Raw genomic sequence first — 21,185 nt, forward strand, 5'->3', positions numbered from 1 at the left:
CACGTTAATATAAAAATATGAAACGGAGTTTAATTTTATCAGCCATTTTTATTCTTTTATTTATCAGTTGCAACAAGTCAGTAACAACGGTAAAGGTTTTACAGGTTCCGGGCAAGGATGAGTATTGCGATATTGATAAAGATGGTGTAACGGTATTGCCAAGTGGGCGTTATGTTACCATGGCCGGCGATTTTATCCCGATTACCAATGATCCCTACGGAATGGCGGTTTCACCAGACGGAAAGAAAGCGGTTACACTTCACAATGGGGTTATTACAATAATTCATTTGAAAGATTTATCAGCCCAAAGAATTCCAGGCTATGATAAAAAAATACCTTCTCCATTGGAAAAAGGTTCGTTTCTGGGAGTGACATTTTCCCCCGATTCAAAACATGTTTATCTAAGTGGCGGCGATAAAGGTGATGTGGTAATTTATGATATTGAAAAGTATAAAAAAGTTGGTGCCATTTCTTTGAATGGTAAAATAAACGGGGAAGATTATCAGGATAGTTTTACTTCGGATTTAATGCTGAATCCGGATAAAAATGAATTACTTGTTCTTGATCGTGGAAATTTCCGATTGGTTCGAATCGATTTAAATACAAAAAAAATAACAGCTTCGGTTAAAGTTGGGCGGCAGCCTTTTGGTGTGGCAATTAGCCCAGATAAAAAACAGGCTTTTGTGGCCAATGTTGGAGTTTATTCTTATCCGTTGGTCGATGGAGTAACTCCCGAAACTTATGAAGCTTCGCGTATTTCTCATCATCCGTACGGTGAAAATACGCATGAATCAAGAGAAGGGACAATTGTGGAAGGAAAAGTGATTCCAGGCCTGGGCAGCCCCAATCATCCTGATGCCATGAGTGTATTTACCATCGACCTGGAAAAGAATGAAGTAATTAACAAATTCAAAACGGGCTATTTAATCGGTGAAACGGTTGAGGATGCAGAGGTTGTTGGAGGAGCGAGCCCGAATTCAATTGCTGTTGGTAAACAGTATGCTTATGTAACCAATGCCACAAATGATAATATTGCCATTATCGATCATACAACGCAGGAAATGGTTGGACGCATTCCAATCCGTGTGGATGAGCGAATCGATAAAATTAGAGGTCTTCTTCCTTTTGGAATTACGATGAGCAAAGACGAAAAAACGTTGTACGTGGCACTTCTCGGATTTAATGCCGTGGCTGTCATCGATATTCCCACACAAACAACAAAAGGCTTAATTCCTTCCGGTTGGGGGCCAACACGGGTTGAGCTATCTGATGACGAGAAAGAATTGTACATTATTACTTGCCGTGGATGGGGAGCAGGGCCAAACGGAGGTGACGGTTTTGTGCCACCAATACAGGGAGCTTCAGTTAGTTCCATTCAGTTAGGGAGTTTTCAGAAGGTAAATGTTCCCGATGCGGAAGAACTGGCAAAATATACAAAACAATGTATTGATAATACCTTTATTGAAACTGCTGTGGAAGATGACGGGAAAAACCCACTTCCTGCATTGCCGGGATTACGCCAAAGTCCGATTAAACATATCGTTTATATTACCAAGGAAAACCGGACTTACGATGAGGTTTTTGGTCAGTTAAAAGGAGGACGTGGCGATAGTACGCTTGCACGTTACGGTGTTAATAATACTTACACATTACCGGATTCAATGCAGGCAAAGTTCCCCAATTTGAGAATTGCACCAAATCATATCAAAGCGGCCAGACAATTTTCATACTCCGATAATTATTATTGCGACAGTGATGCCTCGGTACATGGCCATCACTGGCTGGTAGGGGTAATTCCAAACGAATGGGTGGAGGCAAATGCGGCAACAAGCAAACGAGCGATGCCTTTCTCGAAAGCGGAAGGACGCCGGTTTCCAAAAACCATTGGAAGTGTAGACCCGGAAGATTATGCTGAAATTGGTGGAATCTGGGAAGCTATGGAACGAAAGGGAGTCGAGTTTTACAACTTTGGCCAGGCCAACGAAAGCGGTCATGAACGGGAAGATTGGTACGATGTTAACACAGGTGCTGCTCATGGTGTAATGATTCCGATGCAAAAAGCATTGTTTTACCGGACCAGTCACGATTATCCGGGCTATAATATGAATATTCCTGATCAGTACCGGATGGATCAGTTTGAAAAGGAATTTACAAGACTTTGGATTGATAGCAACGACAAAATGCCGCCTTTGGTTACCGTAATGATTCCGAATGATCATGGTACCGGTCCGGATCCGGAGCAGGGGTATCCTTACCGCCAGTCGTATATGGTAGATAACGATTTGGCTGTTGGACGCATCTTGCACTTTCTCTCAAGAACAGAATATTGGAAAGATATGCTGGTTATTATTACAGAAGATGATCCACAAGGTGGAGTTGATCATGTTGACGCACACCGTTCAGTTCTTATGATGGCCGGTCCATATGTGAAAAAGGGTTATGTATCACATACCCATGCTAATTTTGGCGCTATACTGAAAACCATATATAACATTCTGAATGTACCATATGTCAATCATTTTGATTTGACTGCCTCGCTATTGCAGGATTTTTTTACGGACGAACCTGATTTTACACCATATACTTTGGAACGTCATGATGAACGGATGTACGATGCCGAACTTTCGATGAAAAAATACCACAGGACCATTGACTGGCGAAAAATAGAACAGGGGCCGGATATGGATGACGTGGAAGATGCCCGCAGAGATTTTGATAAGAATAATGCTGAGCAATAAGCAAAGCAAATGATATCATCTGGCCTGTAATGAAATATCATGAACATCGAAAAAAAATATAAAGCATATCTTTTTGACATGGACGGTACACTCGTCAATTCCGAAAGGTTTAAGGGATTGGCACTTTCAGAAACTTGCAAATTTTTTGGAGGGCTTGCCGGTGTTGATGTTTACAAAGCTGTAATGGGTGAAAGCTGGGAGAAGGTAAGGAATCATTTTTTTGAAGAAGCCAATATAAATCCTGATATTGAAAACTTTGACTTGGAATTCAAACGTATCTACCAGGAATTGCTTACGAAAAAACTTAAACCTAATTCAAATGTCGTTGAGTTGCTTAATGAGCTTAAAAAGCAGGGAAAAAAATTAGGCCTTGTAAGTTCGGCTTTTAGCTGGATGGTTGAACAGGTTCTAAAACAGGTAAAACTCATCGGTTTTTTCGACGTAGTAATCAGCAAAGAGCAGGTAACAAAGCATAAACCAGATCCGCAGGCATATATGATTGCAATTGATAAATTAGGATTGCCGGGACCGGATGTTTTGGTATTCGAAGATTCGTTTGCCGGTCTTACTGCCGCACATAAAGCAAACTGTGATGTTGTGGCCTTCAGACACGGATTTAATTTAAATCATGATTTTAGCCTTGCCATACAGGTAATATCTGATTATAACGAACTTAAATTATCCAGTCATCAGGTAAGCTAAAACCGTAATTTAATTAACTGGTTTGATGAGAAAAAAAATTATGATATTGCTGATTACTTTGGTCTTAACGGCTCATTGCGTTGAGTTAGGCCAGTATTTAAGTTAAGCAAAAGAACTAAAAAAGATTGTCAATTAAAAGCAAAATAAATTATGAAAAAAACGATATTTTTTGTATTCGTTTTTCCTCTTTTTTGCAGTTTGCAAGCCCAGGTACAGGTGAAACCTTTTCCTGAAGAGGGTTTTGAAATGCGAATCAGAAACTATATCAATAATATGCACATTGTAGATACACACGAGCACCTTGTTTCTCCGAACGGTATTAAAAAAAGCAGCATGCTTGATTTTACATTGTTGTTACACCATTATGCCGACGATGATATTAAATCGGCCGGAATGGCGAAGGCTGATTTTGAAGAACTGCTTTCTGGTTCGTTAACGGTAATGGAAAAGTGGCAAGCTGTAAAGCCGTTTTGGGAGGCTTCCTTTAATACAGCCTATAATCGCGCTGTAGAGCTTACAATTGACCAGTTATTTGGTATAAAAACACTTAATGAGAGTACCGTTGAGGAGCTTTCCGCTAGAATCAGGGAAGCATACAATACCGATTGGTTTTATACGGTTCTGAAGCAAAAAAGTAAAATTGATTATGTAGTAGTTGACAGCAATAATCACAGCTTTGGGGATACGGGAATGATCAGTTATGTAAAGCGATTTGATTATATAAACATCGATTCGGAAATAAAAATCAGAAACATTGAGAACCGTTTGAAAACGAAAATTAATTCATTGGATGAAATGGAAGCGTCGCTGAAAAAGGAGTTTCAGGCAGCTGTGAATGAAGGGAATGTTGCTGTAAAAATAGGTGTGGCTTATAGCAGGACCTTATTTTTTGAAGAGGTTGAAAAAGAAACGGCTGAAGCAGTATTTCAAAATTTGAGGAATTCGGAAGAAACCGATGTATATTCCTTTGAAGAAGTAAAACCGCTGCAGGATTACATGACCTACCGTCTGATAGAGCTTGCAGGCGAAGCAGGGCTTCCCATTCAAATTCATACAGGGCTGCAGGCTGGTGACGGAAACCTGATCGAAAATTCAAACCCAACTCACCTTGCCAATTTGTTCTTGAAATATCGTGATGTTAATTTTATTCTTTTTCACGGGGGATATCCCTTTGGAAGCGAACTGGCAACACTGGCGAAAAATTTTAGAAATGTAGCCATCGACATGTGTTGGCTTTACATTATCTCACCATCTTATGCCGAACGATACTTGCATGAATGGCTCGAAACAATTCCTGCAAATAAAATTATGGCTTTTGGCGGCGATTTTCATAACGTGGAAGGAGTGTACGGACATCAGCTGTTTGCCCGGCAAGTCGTTGCAAATGTTTTGACAGAGAAGGTAAGGGATGGCTATTTTACCGAAACAGAGGCTCTGAGAATTGCACAAATGATACTTTATGACAACGCTGTTTCAATTTTGAAGCTAAGTAATTAAGATAATATCCCGTGATGGTTCAGTAAAATTATAAATTAAAATAAACCAAGATAGATGAAGCTAACCAGATTATTAATTCTTTTGTTGATTATCCTCTTTACAGCCTGTAAAGAGAAAAAGAGCGATATTGATTATACTAAATTAGTTGATCCGATGATTGGCACAGGCGGACACGGGCATACATTTCCCGGGGCAACGGTGCCGTTCGGAATGGTTCAAATTAGTCCTGATACCCGTTGGGAAGATTGGGACGGATCCTCTGGGTATCATTATTCCGATAATACCATTATGGGATTCAGCCAGACACACCTGAGCGGAACAGGAGCCCCGGAATATTGCGATGTGCTTTTTATGCCAACGGTTGGTAAGCTGCAAATACTTCCCGGAGACGAAAATGATTCAAAAACGGGATATCGTTCTGCTTTTAGTCATAAGAACGAAAAAGCTTCCCCCGGTTATTACAGTGTTTTGCTCGATGATTACAACATAAATGCTGAAATGACTGCGACAACGCGATCAAGTATGCAGCGTTACACCTTTCCGCAATCAAACAGCGCAAACATTATCATCGATTTAAAAAACCGCGACCATGTGCTCACATCCAATATCGAAATCATCAGCGACACCGAAATTCAGGGTTTACGTAAATCCCGCCGTTGGGCAACCGAGCAGTTCGTTTATTTTTATGCAAAATTTTCAAAGCCGTTTCGTACGTATGGTATTGCATTAAATGATACTGTTGTTGAAGGAATTAAAAAAGCTGATGGTCAGAATATCAGAGCTTTTGTACAATTCGATACAAAAGAAAACGAACAAATTCTGGTAAAAGTCGGAATATCGGCGGTGGACATTGAAGGTGCCAAAAAGAATTTGGAAGCTGAAAGCCCGGGCTGGAATTTTGAAAAAGTAGTTAACAAGGCAAAAGAGGAATGGAACACTTTTTTATCGAAGATTGAAGTTGAAGGCGGAACGGAAAAACAACGCAGGATTTTTTATACTGGTTTGTATCATACGGCCATTGCCCCCAATATTTTTATGGATGTTGACCGCAGATATCGTGGTGTGGATCATCAAATTCACAAAGCCGATGGGTTTGATAATTATACCGTTTTTTCGTTGTGGGATACATTTCGTGCCAATATGCCATTATACACGATTATTGATCCTGCACGCTACAATGAATGGATAAAAACATTTCTCGAAATGTATCGTATTGGTGGCAGGCTGCCTCAATGGGAGTTGGCCGGAAATTATACAGGTGTGATGATTGGTTATCATACACACTCTGTTATTTTGGATGGTTACCAAAAGGGAATCCGCGATTTCGATGCTGAACTGGCTTTTGAAGCTATGAAAAAGCGAGTGGAAAGCATTTCTTACTTTAATGATTTGGGATTTATTCCGGCAGACAAAGTAGGAGGTTCTGTTTCCATGACAATGGAGTATGCATACAACGAGTGGGCCGTGGCGCATATGGCAAAATCGCTGAATAGCGAGGACGATTTTCAGGATTACATTTACCGATCTCAGTTTTATAAAAATCTCTTTGATTCTTCAACGGGTTTTATGCGACCTAAAAATTCAGAAGGATCATGGATAACGCCTTTTGATCCGGCAGAAGGAAGCGAGCATTTTGTTGAAGGAAATTCCTATCAGTACAGCCTTTTTGCCCCTCAGGATATTAACGGCTTAATTGATTTGATTGGCGGCGATAAAAAGTTTATTGCCTGGATGGACACACTTTTTACCAAAGAATCTATCCACGACGAAGGTGCCATTGATGCAACCGGTCTGATTGGCCAGTATGCCCATGGAAACGAACCAAGTCACCACATGGCATATTTGTATAATTACGCCGGTGCTCCCTGGAAAACACAATCGATGGTTCGGCGGATTCTGGATACCATGTACGATGACAAACCCAACGGATTGAGCGGAAATGAGGACTGCGGGCAGATGTCGGCATGGTATATTTTAAGTGCCATGGGATTTTACCAGGTTTGCCCGGGAACACCAGATTATGTGATAGGAAGTCCTGTTTTTGATAAAGTAACCATTCACCTTGAAAACGGGAAAGACTTTACAATACTGGCAAAAAATATTTCTGTCGAAAACAAGTACATTCAAGCTGTATCACTGGATGGAGATCCTTACACAAAATCCTGGTTTACGCACAACGATATTTTAAACGGCACTGTATTGTCTTTTGAAATGGGAGCAACACCAAACAAAAACTGGGGAGTAGCCAAAGAAGATCGTCCGGAAAGTGAAAAATATGAACAGGCTGCAATTCTTCCATATGCTGTCACCGACGATACGTATTTTCTTGACAAAGCAACAGTAACCTTAAAATGCGACGATAAAGCAGTTAATATTTATTACACAACCGATGGAAGCCGGCCAACCAATAAATCGAATCTTTATAGCTCGCCAGTTGAGGTGTATGAAACAACCAATCTAAGGTTTGCAAGCTATAAAGACGGCATATTACCAAGTGCTCCGGTATCGGTAAAACCGAATAAACTGGAGTTCGAAGATTTTACAAATTATGAAAGTAAGGGCTCTTTTAAGAAGGGACTTAATTACAAGTATTATCATGCCCATGTAATGGAAGAAAATGATCTGGATAATTTAACGCCTGTTGAAACGGGTATCATCCCTAATTTTACTATTGAACAGCGTAAGCAGGAGGATTATTTTGGGTATATTTATTCAGGATATCTCGACGTTCCGAGAGACGGAATTTATACCTTTTCCATAAAAGTAAATGATAAATGCACGTTGTACCTGGACGGAAAAGAGTTCTTACACGGTGGATTTAAAACCATCGCTTTGCGAAAGGGGAAATATAAAATCGACGAGAAGTATTTTCAATTGGGAGCTAAAAAATTCAATATTGTAAGCTGGCAGGGACCCGGTTTTGAACAAGAGGAAATACCGGCAGATGCCCTGTTTCATTTGTAGAGGTAAAACTTTTTAAATCAAATAATTACTAATTTCAATACTTATGAAACGAACATTGTTTTTTCTTACCGTAATTGTAGTTTCCATATTACTTGGAAGCTGTAACACTGAACCCAAATGGCAATCGTTGTTTAACGGGAAAGACCTTACAGGTTGGACTGTTCACGGAAAAGCAACCTGGACGGCACAAGACGGCATCCTAAAAGGTGAAAATGAATTTGGGCATATCTATGCCGATCCGGTACTTACTGATTTCGAGGTAAAAGGAAAGTTCAAAATATACAGTACTGGCAGAGACGCCAATAGCGGATTTTACTTTCGTGCCAATCCCCCGGCTGACAATCCGGATGGATTTCCACGTGGTTATGAAGCACAAATCTGTAATACGCAGGATGCTTTTACTGGTTGGCTATGGAAACCAGGTACACCCACAGGAAAGGCAACTGAAAATCTTACCAAAGATGGTGAATGGTTTGACTATCGGATTAAAGCAGTTGGAAATCATATTGAATTCTGGATTAACGACCAGCCGGTAATGACGTATGACGATGATGAATACAAACAGGGCCATTTTGCTATTCAGATGCATAATCCCGGAATGGTGATCGAAGCAAAAGATTTGTATTACAGAGATTTGAGCAAGAATTAATTTGTCAATTCGGAGAAATAAGTGATATCATTCGTTTTTTGGCGGATGACACCCTAACATTTATTTTTCCTCTAAAATATCGGAAATGAATTTTTCGAAAAACAAACGGTCTTATTTTTTTATTAGTGCATTTTTTGCGCTGCTTTCGATGTCTGGTTTCACACAGGGGAAAGACTACATCACAGAAATTGACCAAAATTTCAACACGATCGATGTTATAAATTGGTTGTCTGCCGGGCCTTTTCCAAGCGTTTATTATCCGGGCAATGAAAAACATGAATCAATGCGCAACGGTTATGCTATTGATTTTTTGCAAGAAGTTGGCGGAGAGACGGGGGCTCAAATTCAGCATGGTACTAACCTGTATTTACCGTCGGGCAAGGTGTTGGAATTCAAACCTGCTAATTGGGACAGAGCCTATCTTGATCTTCCCGATTTATATGGAGATGAAGCTCCTGCCTGTGCTTATCTGTACGCAGAAATTAAGTGTAAAAAGAAACAAGAAGTTTTTTTTCATGTTGGTATAAATGATGCCGGGAAAGTATGGTTGAATGGGAAACAGATTATCTCACATCCACTGGATGGACCTGCCGAAAAATCAGACGAAATAGTAAAGGTTGATTTAAAAAAGGGAGTTAACCAGCTTCTGGTTAAGATTGATCAGGCTGGTGGTGAATGGGGTGCCTATTTCCAAATTTACAGTCGTAACGCACAGGAACAGTACCTTAATTCTAAAGTTGACCATGGAAAGTCACTAAGTGATCAAAATGGTGTAGCAACTCTTGTTAGTCACCATATATTGTGTAAAGAGGAGAACCGATATATTGGATGGCCAACAATCTGCAAAACTCGTGAAGGAGAACTGTTGGTTGTTTTTTCGGGAGACCGCGATCAGCATGTTTGCCCCTTTGGGATTACCCAGATGGTGCGTAGTATTGATAACGGAGAAACCTGGAGCGATCCGGAAACCATTAATAACACTCCGCTCGACGACCGCGATGCCGGAATTATCCAAATCAAAGATGGTACACTGGTAGTGAGTTGGTTTACATCCCTGGCATTCGACAGGGAGAGTTTTTACATTAATAATCCTTCGTGGAAAAGACATGCCGCAAAACTTGGCCCGGAAACACGGGAACGCTGGTTGGGGAACTGGATACGTCGCTCAACGGATAATGGTCGTACCTGGGAGGAACCGGTAAAGCAAAACGGCACGGCTCCACATGGCCCTATCGAATTAAACGATGGACGTTTGCTTTATGTTGGTACCGGAAAGTTGAAGGGTGAAAAGGTGAACAGCGTGGAAGAATCAAAGGACGGAGGTAAAAGCTGGCAACTGATTGCCACTATCCCAATTCCCGAGGATGAAGATATCGGGCATTACCATGAACCACATGTAGCTGAATTGCCCGACGGAAAACTGGTGGCACAGATTCGGTATCAACCGGAAACAAAACGCTTAAGTTTTATGCGTCAGTCGGAAAGCCACGATGGCGGCCAAACCTGGACTGTTACACATGAGACCCCGCTTTGGGGATATCCTCCGCATTTAATCGTACTGGATAACGGATGGCTGTTGTCGGTATACGGTGTACGGCGAAAGCCATACAGCGAGAGAGCTTGTATTAGTAAAGATGGTGGTCTTACCTGGGACATTGAGAACGAAATCATACTAAAGGATGCAATGAACAGTGATTTAGGTTACCCTGCTTCTGTGCAACTCGACGATGGTTCGATCTTTACTGTTTATTACCAGATCGACAAGGCCGGAGAAAAGACGTGTATGATGGGTACAAAGTGGCGGCTGAAAGAATGATATTCATAGCATAGAGTCCGATTGCTTTTAGAAATAGAAAGAATTCTGGTTTTGTTTGTTAAATTCTAATGGCTGCAATTATGAGTTGCAGCCTTTTTCATTTTGTCACGCCAAATTACATTTTTGATATTTAACCTTGAATCGTGCAAAACAATTCTTCCATATGTAATACTTATTGACTTAAAAAGGATTGTAGCCATTGCTGAAAACTTGATGCTATGCGTAAATCCTTATACTGACTTAACCTGGATAACGTCCATCATCTGGCGGAATTTGTGTCTGTGCGACCTTTACAGACGACCTCATTATTAAAGCCGGTTGGGAACCATGGTTTTTAGTTACAGATAGTTTTCAAAACGAAATAGTAACATTTTTTGAAGGTATAATTTTTACTGGCCCCAGCAGACCGGAAGCGGGCAGGGGACTAAATCCAAATTCCCTGGGTAAAATAGTGGGATTTGGCGATCGTGCTGTTCCAAAATGTGGAACAAGGTTTTCGGGTACAGGTGATATTTCCTTCATCGCTGAAATTCGGTTGATTAAAGTGTTGGTAACGCGTACTATAATTCTGTTCTCACCCGGTTTAACCAGTTTTGTGATGTCTGTATTTTGTCCGCGCATCCAGACGGTACCGGCATTTTTTCCATTGATGATAATTTCTGCGACGTTGCAAACCCTTCCCAAATCCAGGATTAAATTCAAATTTTTTTGAATCCAGGAAGAGGGCACCTCAAAGCTTGTCTCGTATTGTCCGGTGCCACTAAAATGCTTCGTATTCTCCTCCGTTGTCCAGGATGATAGAGAAGTAATGTTCTTTGTTATACCTGGAAAATCTTTTCCTTTCAGCGTCAGTTTCCATTCGCCACCAATATTTAATGGAGCCGGGATATCGTTAACCTGAACGGTTTTAACTGTTTTTTTCCCTTTATTACTGATTGCAACATAGAAATCTCCATTGTTAAATGTAAGGCCGCTCAAGCTGTTATTTCCTATAGAATCAATACCGCTAAGATTGGTTTCTGATACATAAACCGGTGGTTCTCCGGGACTGAAAATAAAAAACGTCGATTCATAAGATGCCAGTTTTAAGGACAGGGTAATCCCATCTTCATGTGACATAAAATTCAAAACTTCAGAGATTTTTCCATTGTATGGATTCCATCTTTTGATATTTTTATTGTCTGTTCGGAAGGTAACCGGTATAGTGCTGGATTTATCCTGAATGTTGGTTACAAAATAAATATCGGTTTTCCCTGCCTTCCGGTGCATAAATGTTAATCCTTTGTTTTTGCGCATTCCTTCCTGTGCAAAATCAATACTAAAATCGGGAGTAATGTGTTTTCGGATGGTATTCAAAAACGGATCTAATGTGCTGGCGCGTTTGTCCCACCATATTGTGCGATCAAGCACTTGTTTTATCTGGTAGGTTTGTCCTTTGCCATATGATTTGAAAGCAGTGTCATCATCTCCTTTTGGTGAATTAAACAATTTAGCTGTAAGTTTCTGAACCTCTTGATCATTTTCCATAAAATTGTTCCATCCGGTAGAAAATTCAGGTGTCCGTTCGATTGCAATTACAGTTCCGCCCGCGTGTACATAATTTTCAATAAACTGCATCGATTTCAACGGAATAGCTTTAATATTGGGCAACAACATGATTTTATATTCTGCATTCCTGATTTTGATATTGCCGTTTTCAATTTTTGCAAGGTTTTGAAGTGCATCGTCATTCAGTAAATCGAAATCGTATCCGTTTGCTATAAGAAGATTTCCCAAATCACCCCAGTCGAATTCCCGGGTCCATTTTCTTGGATTTAGAACATCAAGCGTCCATTGATTGGCGAGAGGGGAATAGACGGCAACGTCAGGGGCAAAATCACCCTGGCGCAATAGAAATGAACAGCGTGCAATGTATTCTGCCAGTTTGGGATAGTAATCCCACCACACGTTATCCGGATGAATAAATGCTGCATATGGTATCGATCGGGCCGGAGTAACATCTTTTTCAGGGCTGTATGTAAATCCATGATTGTAAAATTTTGTTGCTCCGTTTCGCAGGTAAATATCGCTGGCTATTTTCAGCTCTTCGAGTGTTGCCCTGAATCTTTCCCAGTGAATGAACGTATAAGCTTCTGTTGAGATTACATTACGCCCGTATATGTGCGCCCCTGATGCCACGTACTTTTTAGGTCCAATTCGGGTATCAAACCAGTCAGCGGCATCTTTTTCTCCGGCTGTAATTTCCATTTCCGGAATATCGGTTTTGCCAGCTGCTTCAATATTATCAGTAGTAAATCCATAAGGTTGAATCCTTCCTTTTACATGGTTTTCCCTGCACCACGCCAAGAAAGAATCGAAAAATGCATCCATTCCTGTTGTATGTAAAAACTCATTTACATCATAGCGGATTTTAGGACTGATTTCACCCACTTGCCACCAAATGCAAGGTAAAAACGGAACCAAATCGTAACCATATTTTTCTTTGAATTTTTTAAGTAATCCGGTACTCCAGTAAATTCCGCTGGCAAGATTTGGCAGTTCAAAACTGTCGGCAAAAAATGAATCAATCGATTTACCAAATTCATCACCAACAGCTTCTTTGTATCTTCCGCCAAGGTAGGAGCAATACCTAATCATGGCATCGTTACTGAAATGGTCAACAGCATTTGCATGGCCGTTTGTTTTTAACCAAAATGCCATAATTCGCCAGTTGCCATCCGGTATATTCCATTTTAATCGGTTTTGAATAACATTGGGAGTTAGTACAATTAGTGTATTTGGGGCAATTTCATCTTCCGTAATTTTACCCGCCACCACAGCCAAAAGTGTTTCATTACCTGATAATTCAGGCTCATAAATTTCCCACGACCGTTTTGTTTTGGTTAACTTATTTGGAAGTTCTGAATCGAAAACTCCCGGTCCCTTCACAACAACAGAAGTTGGAACCATATCTTTTGATTTGTCTGCCTCCTGCACCCAGTCACCGCCGATAATCCACCCGGGACCCCCAAAATTGGAAACTTCCATTCCCAGCCTTTTAGCCTCGGAAACGGTGTGTTTAACCATTTCAAAATATTCTTCTGAGTTATAAGGAATGTTTCCCTTTTCATACACCGGGTTCATGGTAATTTGCTCCACTCCAAGAATTCCATGTGACCGCATTTCTTCCAGTTGCCAGATAATTTCTGCTTTCGAAACCGGATTGCCGGGCCACCACCAGCGGGTATGAGGCCAGCAATCAGCAGGGGGATTCTTAAAAAGTGCTGTAATTTTTTGCGTGTCCTGTGCATGCGAAAAATTCGGGAACAAAATAAAAAGCAATAGTAGTAGTATCAGGCTTCGTTTCATTGCGATTTTTTTTAATCGTGAGGGTATAAAATACCAATCTTTTAGTAATACGAAGGAAAAACCTTTCAAAATTATTTATTGAACGAATGTTTTAAATAAATTTTTGTCATTATTTACTACAATAAACATCATATCAGAGAGATTTATCAATATAAAAAAGATAACGGTAGCAATTTGTTAATTTAATTCCCTGCATAAATACCTGTCATTTAAAACTTTCCATCCGCAGATGAAATTCAGTTCTGTTCCTTTCACCGGATTCGGCATAATGGGTAATTCCTTCGCGTTTTACAATTCGGTTAAATTTTGTATAAGTGCCATCGTAGATAGCCAGTTCCGGATTTTTCCTGCATTTAAGGTAGAGAATGGGTAACTCAGCCATTTCAATCCGGTGAAGGATTTTAGTGTTATCAGCTACCTTTTCCGCATTTTGGAATATTCTTTCAGCATCCGCCACAAAACTCCCGGAAAACAAAATGTCATCCGGTGATAACCCTAAATGGATGTGTGTTTCAGGAGTCACCCGGTTTTGCAGATAATCAAAATACTCCCGCACATATTGACCTGCACGTCCGTAATAGCCATACATGAAATCGTCAATAACTTTTTTAGTGTCACATTCCGGATCCCATAACAATTTTGAAATCAGGTAAGCACGGAGTTCGGCAAATTCGCCACCACGGCTTTGATAGGCAGCCTGTTCCATAATCCCGATGGCTTTGTTGTCGCGCAAAGTTTTTATGTTTGACTGAAGGACGTTAAAATTGGGGTACGGCATAATGTAATGACTGAAATTAACCGCATAATCCCAGATATAAAGATGCGGAGAGATGGTCGCCCATTCTTTCAAATCGTTAAGGAAAGATTGATTTTCAGGGCAAGTCTGGAAATCGTGAGAAAAACAACATTCGATGCTACAAAGCCTTACAACCACATTTTTTCGTGGCTTAAAGGTTTTCGGCGGGGTACGGGTGTACTGATAAGCCAGCGTACCTACAAATTTATCAGGGAATTCCTTTTCAATGGCTTCGGCCACCTGGTTCACAAACCAGATAATTGGACCTGCTTCGCTTCCTTCTTTTTGCGCAATTGCCTGGCATTTTTCGCATTGACACGGATTTCTCCAGTCGTTTTGTGAAACAGAATAGATGAGGTAATCCGGATTTTCTCTCATCGTATTTTTGAGTCTCTCGGTTACAATTTTAAAAACATCGGGATTGGTGAGACAAAGTTGGGCATGATCGTAAATTCTTTTCCCATCAATTAAACTGTAATATTCCGGATGGTCTTTATAAAATTCTTCAGGTGGCAAAAACCGGTAAAAGGTGTGCACTGACCAGTAATTTTCGGTACCACCCGGTTGTGGATTTATTTTGTCGAAGCTCAGTGTTCCGTTCATTTTGTTGCGAGCTGCCCACACCGGGTCAAAAGCTTCAAAGTAAAAATCGTTTCGAACTCTGACTCCCGGTTTTTCACTGTGAAACAGATTTTCAAAGCTGTATTCTGCTTTTTTGGGAGTTATCGTTACCGAGGGGGTATACCACCGGCAACCCAGTTCTTTTTCGAGAAATGTCCTCACACCATACATGGTTCCCCGTTCATTTCCGCCATAGATGAAAATATCTGCTCCATTATTAAGATAATGAAATGATTCATCGCCGGCTTCCGGTTTTTGAGCGCTTATCTTTTGTGCAGTTAACTCATTATAACCGACCAGAATTTTAGGCCCTTTGTACGTAGAATTTAACGTTTCGATGGGGAGTTCTGCATCGCTAACTTCCTGAATCCAATGCTGCAATTCATCAGCTGCCCATTTTTCTGATTTAGAGGCATCGTCAGACAAAATAATCCTGTAGTCTGATTTTCCTTTTGAAAAGAGAGTGTATATTTCTCTTTTGCCGGCATTAAATTCAATTCTTTGAGATACTATTTCACCTGTTTTTAATGTGGATTTTAAATTAACAACATAACCCTGATATTTGTCTGTGAATACCTGCATTGGACCTAAAAAGGCACTTTGCTTTCTGTTTTCCATTGCAATTTGCTGCCCGCTTTCCGAAAGTAACTCAACTTCCGTTTTGTCAATAAGCTTTGTCAAAACATTCTCAGAATAATTTGATTTTAAAAGGGCAGTTCCGTCTTTCTGAGCAGATACATAAAACAAACTTTCATTGCTTATTAAATTGTCAACTGAAAATGGGGTAAAACGGGCACAAAATCCCCATACTCCTCCGCGTTGTTCAACTTTAATAAGGAGTGTATTTTTGCCTTTTTTCAATACGACCGGAATAATGTCATCGTCGATGAAAAGTCCCCGTTCTGTCGGAACATCCAGAATTTGTTCCCCATTTAGCCATACACGGCAACCATCATTTGTTCCCAATGCCAGGTTTACTGTTTGGGTTTCAGGGCATTCAACCTCGGTATACCCATATGCTGCAATTAGCGGTTCGGCGGAAAGTGTTTTTACAAGGTTCACCATTGAGTCCGGTGACTGATAAAAAATGCAGCGGGTTTTTCCTCCGGTAAATCTTACAACAGCATTTTTTTTAAGGTTAGGATTTGCTTCTCCTCCCACAGATTTGAGAAAATCAGTTTCAAACCCGGAAATGTGTTTAAAATGACCTGAAGTTTCGTTTTTCTTTTCCAAGGGTATAGGGCCCACCAGTAACCAGTCCTTTAACCACGATCCCGTCTGAAGTTTTTGGATTGCATGGTCCTGTGCATTTACAGAAATAATTTCGATGAACAGGAAAACAAGAATAAAGATTACGCTTCTTTTCATAGCGGTTTGATTTTTTGTTGGTTTAATTCCGGAAATTCATCAAAAGGTATTGAATTGTTGAATCCCTCCTGAAAAGCTACTAAATAAACAATATAAATTATTGCTTTCTAATCAGCCAAATCTCCGAGACCTGTGAGCCACGTTCACCTTCGCCACATGTCCACTGAAAAATAACTTTCCCGTCGGAAAGGGCTTGTTGCGGTACCGGAAATTCATAAATAGGCTGTTTGCCTGTCTGGATAAAACCATGTACCTGTATACCGTCGGCAGACATTTGCATTTTTGAACGAAACCGGCCGGTGTAAGCAATACGGATGATATAGCTGCTTTTGGGATCCAGATTATCGTACCTGATTTTTAATGGCTGGTCATACAAAGTCGTTACCTGGTTCATCCAGGAAATAGGAGAAACTTTTCCGGAGAAACCTTTGGCTGTTACTTCGTGTACCCATTCCTCACCCTGCAAACCTATGCCAAAACTAATCCGTGGTGTTTTTAGTCCTCCCGGATCCTGTTTCCAATTTAAATTGGAAATTATTCTTTCCTGACTTTTAGGTGAGCCAAAACTATCGTAAAAACCACCCGTTCCGGGATTATTACGTTGAATGACTTGTTCAATTTTTTGTAATCGTTGATTTTCGTCGGTGAGCTTTTCAATCATAGAAAGTTGATCAAGCAACCATAATGCATTATTCAGTGGTACATCAATATTATCAATGAAATTTCCGCGACCTGCCATTGCATGATGTTTTTCTACTGTTAGCTGGGCACCAATACTTCTAAATAATGAATCGGCCAGTTCAAAACAACGTTGCCGCAACTCAGGCATCACCTTATTGTCCCGTGCTTTCTCCAAAGTTGCTCTTGCTTCATCGATTGCTTTCATCGAACCTTTATCCGCAGCTTGCGAAAGGATGGCTGTCGCCTGTCGTTCCAGATTGGTTTCATAAATCAACCGCTGATATTCATAAGCATCAAAATAAGCGCGGATTAATCCTTCCTGAAAACGGAAATTGCTTAACATCTTTTCTGAAGCGTATTTTTCCATTTCCTGCCACTGATACAGTGTATTCATTACACCAGTGTTGGTTAACAACGGGCCCTGGATATTACGCTCCAATGCCATAATTCCCTGTGCTGCCGACTCCGTAAAATCAGGGCTAATAAAATATCGCGCATAATCGCGTAACGTTTCAATAACAGGAGTCTCCGGATTCCAGTCCATATCGCTCCATATAATTTTGTTTACATCGTCATTGGTGCCTTCGGAATAACTGATGCTTCCCTGTGCAAATTCATCAAGAGCATTATGAATCATTTTTTCGTCTGTAGGCCTTGGGTTGATGCACTCACGCCCCAACGTTATTGCATATGCTAAATCCCAGTTCGGAATGGGGTACTGGCAACTCAAACTGTGTGTAATGTCGGGATAACGCCGGATTGGAATTTCCGGAGCGACAATTCTACGGATCTCCTGAATAGGTGTTTTAATCCAGGGACCAAAAACAACTCCGCCAAACCAAGGATACTTTTTGTTTACTCGGCTGTAAAAAGCATCAAACCACGCCTGGTTGGGGCGAAATACCTGTGGCGAAACCCATATTTTTGCATTCGGATGGTATTCGAGCAATACTTCAGCCTCTTTTTCCAACCAGTCAAAAAGAATATCCGGCTCCAAATCTCCGGGATCGCCACCGGGAACAAAAAGATCATCCAAACGAGGAACTGCTTTAAAAACCTCACGGCGTTCGTCCAATTCTTTTTTTATGGAATCGGCATGCACATAATCCTCGCCCATATTGGGATACCACATCCATACATCCAGTCCGTAAGAATCACAAATCTTCGACTGTTCAGCAATCATTTTTATTGCCGGAAGTTTCATGTGAACACTCGTAAAATCATCATCGGTTCGGGGGGGCATAATTTCAATACTGTTGGCACCGAATATGGCTAAATCTCTTATGTACTGGTCAAACATTTCGGGCGTAAAAGCATCGTAAGCATTGGTTTTTGGCCGGTAGCCCAACTGGTGTCCGCGAATCGGATAAACGGGGGACGAAGCAATTTTTAAATCGTCTGGCACAAGAATCTGTCCCGGACGAATTTCCATTTTACGCAGCAGTTTCCCGATACCGTATAAAACACCCCGGGCATCATTTCCAATGACCAGCACTGTTTTAGAAGATTTAGATACCGCTATTTTATAACCTTCACTATTTATCGGGGCTAAGCTTGCCACTATTTTTTGATATGCTGTAGGGAATTTTTCGATTTGCCCTTCTATACCAACAGCAATAACTGAGCCTTCTTTTTGTTTCCATTTTTTATTTACGGGTAAATGGATTCCACTCCGATTTTTTACCTCTTCCTGCAAAACGGTAAGCGCTTTCAATAAATGTTTGTCGTTTTTTTCAAAACAGATAATTTGGGCGTCTTTTAAGTCGAGGGTTTGTGAAAATCCTTTCCCTGCGATCACAAGAATCAGAGAGAAAATAATCATCCATCTTTTTTGTCCAAAGTTCATCATCATAATTTTCGGTATAGATTTTTTATAAACTCACTTATATAATTTGGGGTCCCAAATGGCACATTCGATGAATCGTTCCGGTTGCCCGGGAGCTTCAAAATAGTAAACAGTAACAACTTTACCATCGAGACGCTGAATGCTTCTAACGTAGCCTATATCTCTTCCTGAACCGTTTGTTCTTAAAATGATGGGGGCGCTCCATGTTTGGCCATTGTCGGAACTTAATTTGGCACAAATGGAGTATGGTTTTTCACGGTAACCGTAGGTCAGACAAAGCTGACCATCTTGTAATTTGATCAGGCTTGGCGGATTTCCTTCACCTGTATCATCCACTGGTTTTCCGGCAAATTTCCAGTTTCTTCCATTGTCACTACTTACCCATGAATCAATATACCGGCTGTTTTTTTTCTCTTTTATCGAGAGTTCAAAATAATCAACGGTTTCACTTCTCACCCGAGATGTAAGCAGCAATTTATTCTCAGAAATTCGTACAGTCGATGGCATAATTCTAAACCCCTTTTCAGGTTCCTCACCCACATAAGAAACCAGATGCCATGTAAGTCCGCCATCATCTGTATGTGCTGCAAAAACACGGCCTTCCATGTTGTTTTTCTTTGCAGCAGTAAAAAAGGCCATACAACTGTTTTTATCTTCAATCATATAATCATTTCGCGCCGCAATTTTTTTGTTTCCATCAACTACCAGTTCATACGGGCCTTCCCAATTATGTCCCTTATCGTATGAATAATAAAAAACCGATGGACCATGATTCATATTTAGCATCCAGAATTTCATCACAAACCCGGGCTTAGAAAAATCCATAGGTTTTTTTAACCGCACAATGGGTTTCATATGTTCGGGATCGGGTTCAGTACCATGAAGTGAGCTTCCGCGGGCAATCAAAACCCCATCTTTCCCTGGCTCCTCAATTGTCCATGTTTCGCCGCCGTCGATTGAGCGGGCAAGCATATGTTCTTCCGGCTTTTCACGGTCGATGTTATGCATATGTGGCCCCAAATCTTTGTGATATCCTCTTGCAAAACCAACCAAGATTTCATTTCCCCAATTCCAGATACCATTGTTTGCAGGCCAGCCGCCAAACCGCCCCGGCTCATAATATACTTTTACATGTTGGATTTTTGTGCCAGGTTCCTGCCCAAAAGCGTTTAAAATGAACAACGCAAGCAGTATAAAATATATCAATTTTAAATATTTCATTTTTACCACTCTCCATTACTTCCAAATCTTTCATTTACTGCTTTCTTAAAAAGAGATGAAGCCTTATTTATATCTTTCAAAATTTCGTTGTTCGTTTTTCCATCTGCATTTCGTGCTGCTGCTATTACCGTATTACATTCGTTGTTATCCATAAAAATAGCTGCTTTCAACAGGTTTTGTTCATCTTCTTCAGGGATAACAAGGAAACCATGTTTATCGGCATGAACAAGTTGACCCGGTTTTACTTTGCGGCCAAAAACCTCAACTTCGCAATTCCATCTGACGGGCGTTGAATAGGCATGACCTACAGACAAACGTTTGGCCAAGGCTTTAAATCCGGCATTTGTCATTTCGTCCACATCGCGGATACTACCATCGGTTATGGTGCCGACACAGCCTAAAACCCGATGTATATTGCTGTTTACTTCTCCCCAGAAAGATCCAAAAGTGTTGGGTTTATCCAAATCCTGAACGACAACAATTTTGGGACCCGGAACTGAAGCTACATAAGCTCTGTAATCATCCCATACATCCGTGTTTGTTTTTTGATGGACGGGATTTCCCGGCTCGATAGCAAGTGTAATTGCATACCCTGCCATCGGACCCATTTGTGGCATAAAATCAGTAGTTTCCTCCAAATTGAACCCTTCCTTGCCTGCATCCGATTTCGTGATCTGCTCCCATCCATTGTAGATGGTAGGGGTGTTCCAACGTTTTAATTTCAATAATTCTGAATGTGGAATCATAATTGGAATAGTGCTTTTAAAAGTTATTAAAAATAGAAACGATTACATTTCTGAATTGAATTATAAACCTAAATATTTTTAACTTTTAATGCTTCTGGAATTTTATGAGATATACATGAATAATTGTTAAATTGAAGCTATTTGAACTTGGCATAGAGAAAATCGATAAAATTTAATGTGCTTTGAATAAGA

General features: G+C 40.5%; 11 protein-coding genes. 6 read left to right on the plus strand and 5 right to left on the minus strand.

The features are described 5' to 3' along the window. Positions 1 to 17 precede the first annotated feature (17 nt). From K5G00_RS02965 to K5G00_RS02990, 6 genes are all read left to right on the plus strand, one after another. A complete protein-coding gene (locus K5G00_RS02965) occupies positions 18 to 2,738 on the plus strand; it encodes an alkaline phosphatase family protein (protein WP_238764194.1) in 2,721 nt (906 codons plus the stop codon). 39 nt (positions 2,739 to 2,777) lie between these two features. Next, positions 2,778 to 3,440: an HAD family hydrolase gene (locus tag K5G00_RS02970; RefSeq protein ID WP_238764195.1), complete on the plus strand. Its 663-nt coding sequence runs from the start codon at positions 2,778 to 2,780 to the stop codon at positions 3,438 to 3,440. Positions 3,441 to 3,590: 150 nt separating this feature from the next. Next, the gene (locus tag K5G00_RS02975; RefSeq protein ID WP_238764196.1) at positions 3,591 to 4,937 is read left to right on the plus strand and encodes an amidohydrolase family protein; all 1,347 of its coding nucleotides are present in this window, start codon (positions 3,591 to 3,593) and stop codon (positions 4,935 to 4,937) included. Positions 4,938 to 4,991: 54 nt separating this feature from the next. Beyond that, the gene (locus tag K5G00_RS02980) at positions 4,992 to 7,901 is read left to right on the plus strand and encodes a GH92 family glycosyl hydrolase (protein WP_238764197.1); all 2,910 of its coding nucleotides are present in this window, start codon (positions 4,992 to 4,994) and stop codon (positions 7,899 to 7,901) included. 43 nt (positions 7,902 to 7,944) lie between these two features. Continuing rightward, a complete protein-coding gene (locus tag K5G00_RS02985) occupies positions 7,945 to 8,550 on the plus strand; it encodes a 3-keto-disaccharide hydrolase (protein WP_238764198.1) in 606 nt (201 codons plus the stop codon). A gap of 85 nt (positions 8,551 to 8,635) precedes the next feature. Beyond that, entirely contained in the window at positions 8,636 to 10,366 is a 1,731-nt protein-coding gene (locus K5G00_RS02990; RefSeq protein ID WP_238764199.1) for a sialidase family protein, read from the plus strand. A gap of 351 nt (positions 10,367 to 10,717) precedes the next feature. On the opposite strand, the gene K5G00_RS02995 is transcribed toward K5G00_RS02990, so the two are convergent. The 5 genes from K5G00_RS02995 to K5G00_RS03015 form a co-directional block, all read right to left on the minus strand. Next, positions 10,718 to 13,714, minus strand: a complete 2,997-nt coding sequence (locus K5G00_RS02995) for a glycosyl hydrolase (RefSeq protein WP_238764200.1) — start codon at positions 13,712 to 13,714, stop codon at positions 10,718 to 10,720. 205 nt (positions 13,715 to 13,919) lie between these two features. Further along, on the minus strand, positions 13,920 to 16,499 hold the full coding sequence (locus tag K5G00_RS03000; protein ID WP_238764202.1) for a DUF4838 domain-containing protein: 2,580 nt from the start codon (positions 16,497 to 16,499) through the stop codon (positions 13,920 to 13,922). Between the two features lie 97 nt (positions 16,500 to 16,596). After that, a complete protein-coding gene (locus K5G00_RS03005) occupies positions 16,597 to 19,032 on the minus strand; it encodes an alpha-glucuronidase family glycosyl hydrolase (protein WP_238764204.1) in 2,436 nt (811 codons plus the stop codon). A gap of 27 nt (positions 19,033 to 19,059) precedes the next feature. Next, the gene (locus tag K5G00_RS03010; protein ID WP_238764205.1) at positions 19,060 to 20,247 is read right to left on the minus strand and encodes a sialidase family protein; all 1,188 of its coding nucleotides are present in this window, start codon (positions 20,245 to 20,247) and stop codon (positions 19,060 to 19,062) included. Between the two features lie 2 nt (positions 20,248 to 20,249). Next, positions 20,250 to 20,993 carry an RraA family protein gene (locus tag K5G00_RS03015; RefSeq protein WP_238764206.1) on the minus strand — a complete coding sequence of 248 codons (744 nt, stop codon included), beginning with the start codon at positions 20,991 to 20,993 and terminating at the stop codon, positions 20,250 to 20,252. Between the last annotated feature and the right edge of the window lie 192 nt (positions 20,994 to 21,185).

It is taken from the genome of Maribellus maritimus, assembly GCF_022267315.1.
GTDB classification, from domain to species: Bacteria; Bacteroidota; Bacteroidia; order Bacteroidales; family Prolixibacteraceae; genus Draconibacterium; species Draconibacterium maritimum.

Excerpts from the sequence above, each read along its gene's own strand:
- K5G00_RS02980 (WP_238764197.1), top strand. The coding sequence starts at position 4,992 with ATGAAGCTAACCAGATTATTAATTCTTTTGTTGATTATCCTCTTTACA.
- K5G00_RS03000 (WP_238764202.1), bottom strand. The coding sequence starts at position 16,499 with ATGAAAAGAAGCGTAATCTTTATTCTTGTTTTCCTGTTCATCGAAATT.
- K5G00_RS03005 (WP_238764204.1), bottom strand. The coding sequence starts at position 19,032 with ATGATGATGAACTTTGGACAAAAAAGATGGATGATTATTTTCTCTCTG.
- K5G00_RS02985 (WP_238764198.1), top strand. The coding sequence starts at position 7,945 with ATGAAACGAACATTGTTTTTTCTTACCGTAATTGTAGTTTCCATATTA.
- K5G00_RS02990 (WP_238764199.1), top strand. The coding sequence starts at position 8,636 with ATGAATTTTTCGAAAAACAAACGGTCTTATTTTTTTATTAGTGCATTT.
- K5G00_RS02970 (WP_238764195.1), top strand. The coding sequence starts at position 2,778 with ATGAACATCGAAAAAAAATATAAAGCATATCTTTTTGACATGGACGGT.
- K5G00_RS03015 (WP_238764206.1), bottom strand. The coding sequence starts at position 20,993 with ATGATTCCACATTCAGAATTATTGAAATTAAAACGTTGGAACACCCCT.
- K5G00_RS02965 (WP_238764194.1), top strand. The coding sequence starts at position 18 with ATGAAACGGAGTTTAATTTTATCAGCCATTTTTATTCTTTTATTTATC.
- K5G00_RS02995 (WP_238764200.1), bottom strand. The coding sequence starts at position 13,714 with ATGAAACGAAGCCTGATACTACTACTATTGCTTTTTATTTTGTTCCCG.
- K5G00_RS03010 (WP_238764205.1), bottom strand. The coding sequence starts at position 20,247 with ATGAAATATTTAAAATTGATATATTTTATACTGCTTGCGTTGTTCATT.
- K5G00_RS02975 (WP_238764196.1), top strand. The coding sequence starts at position 3,591 with ATGAAAAAAACGATATTTTTTGTATTCGTTTTTCCTCTTTTTTGCAGT.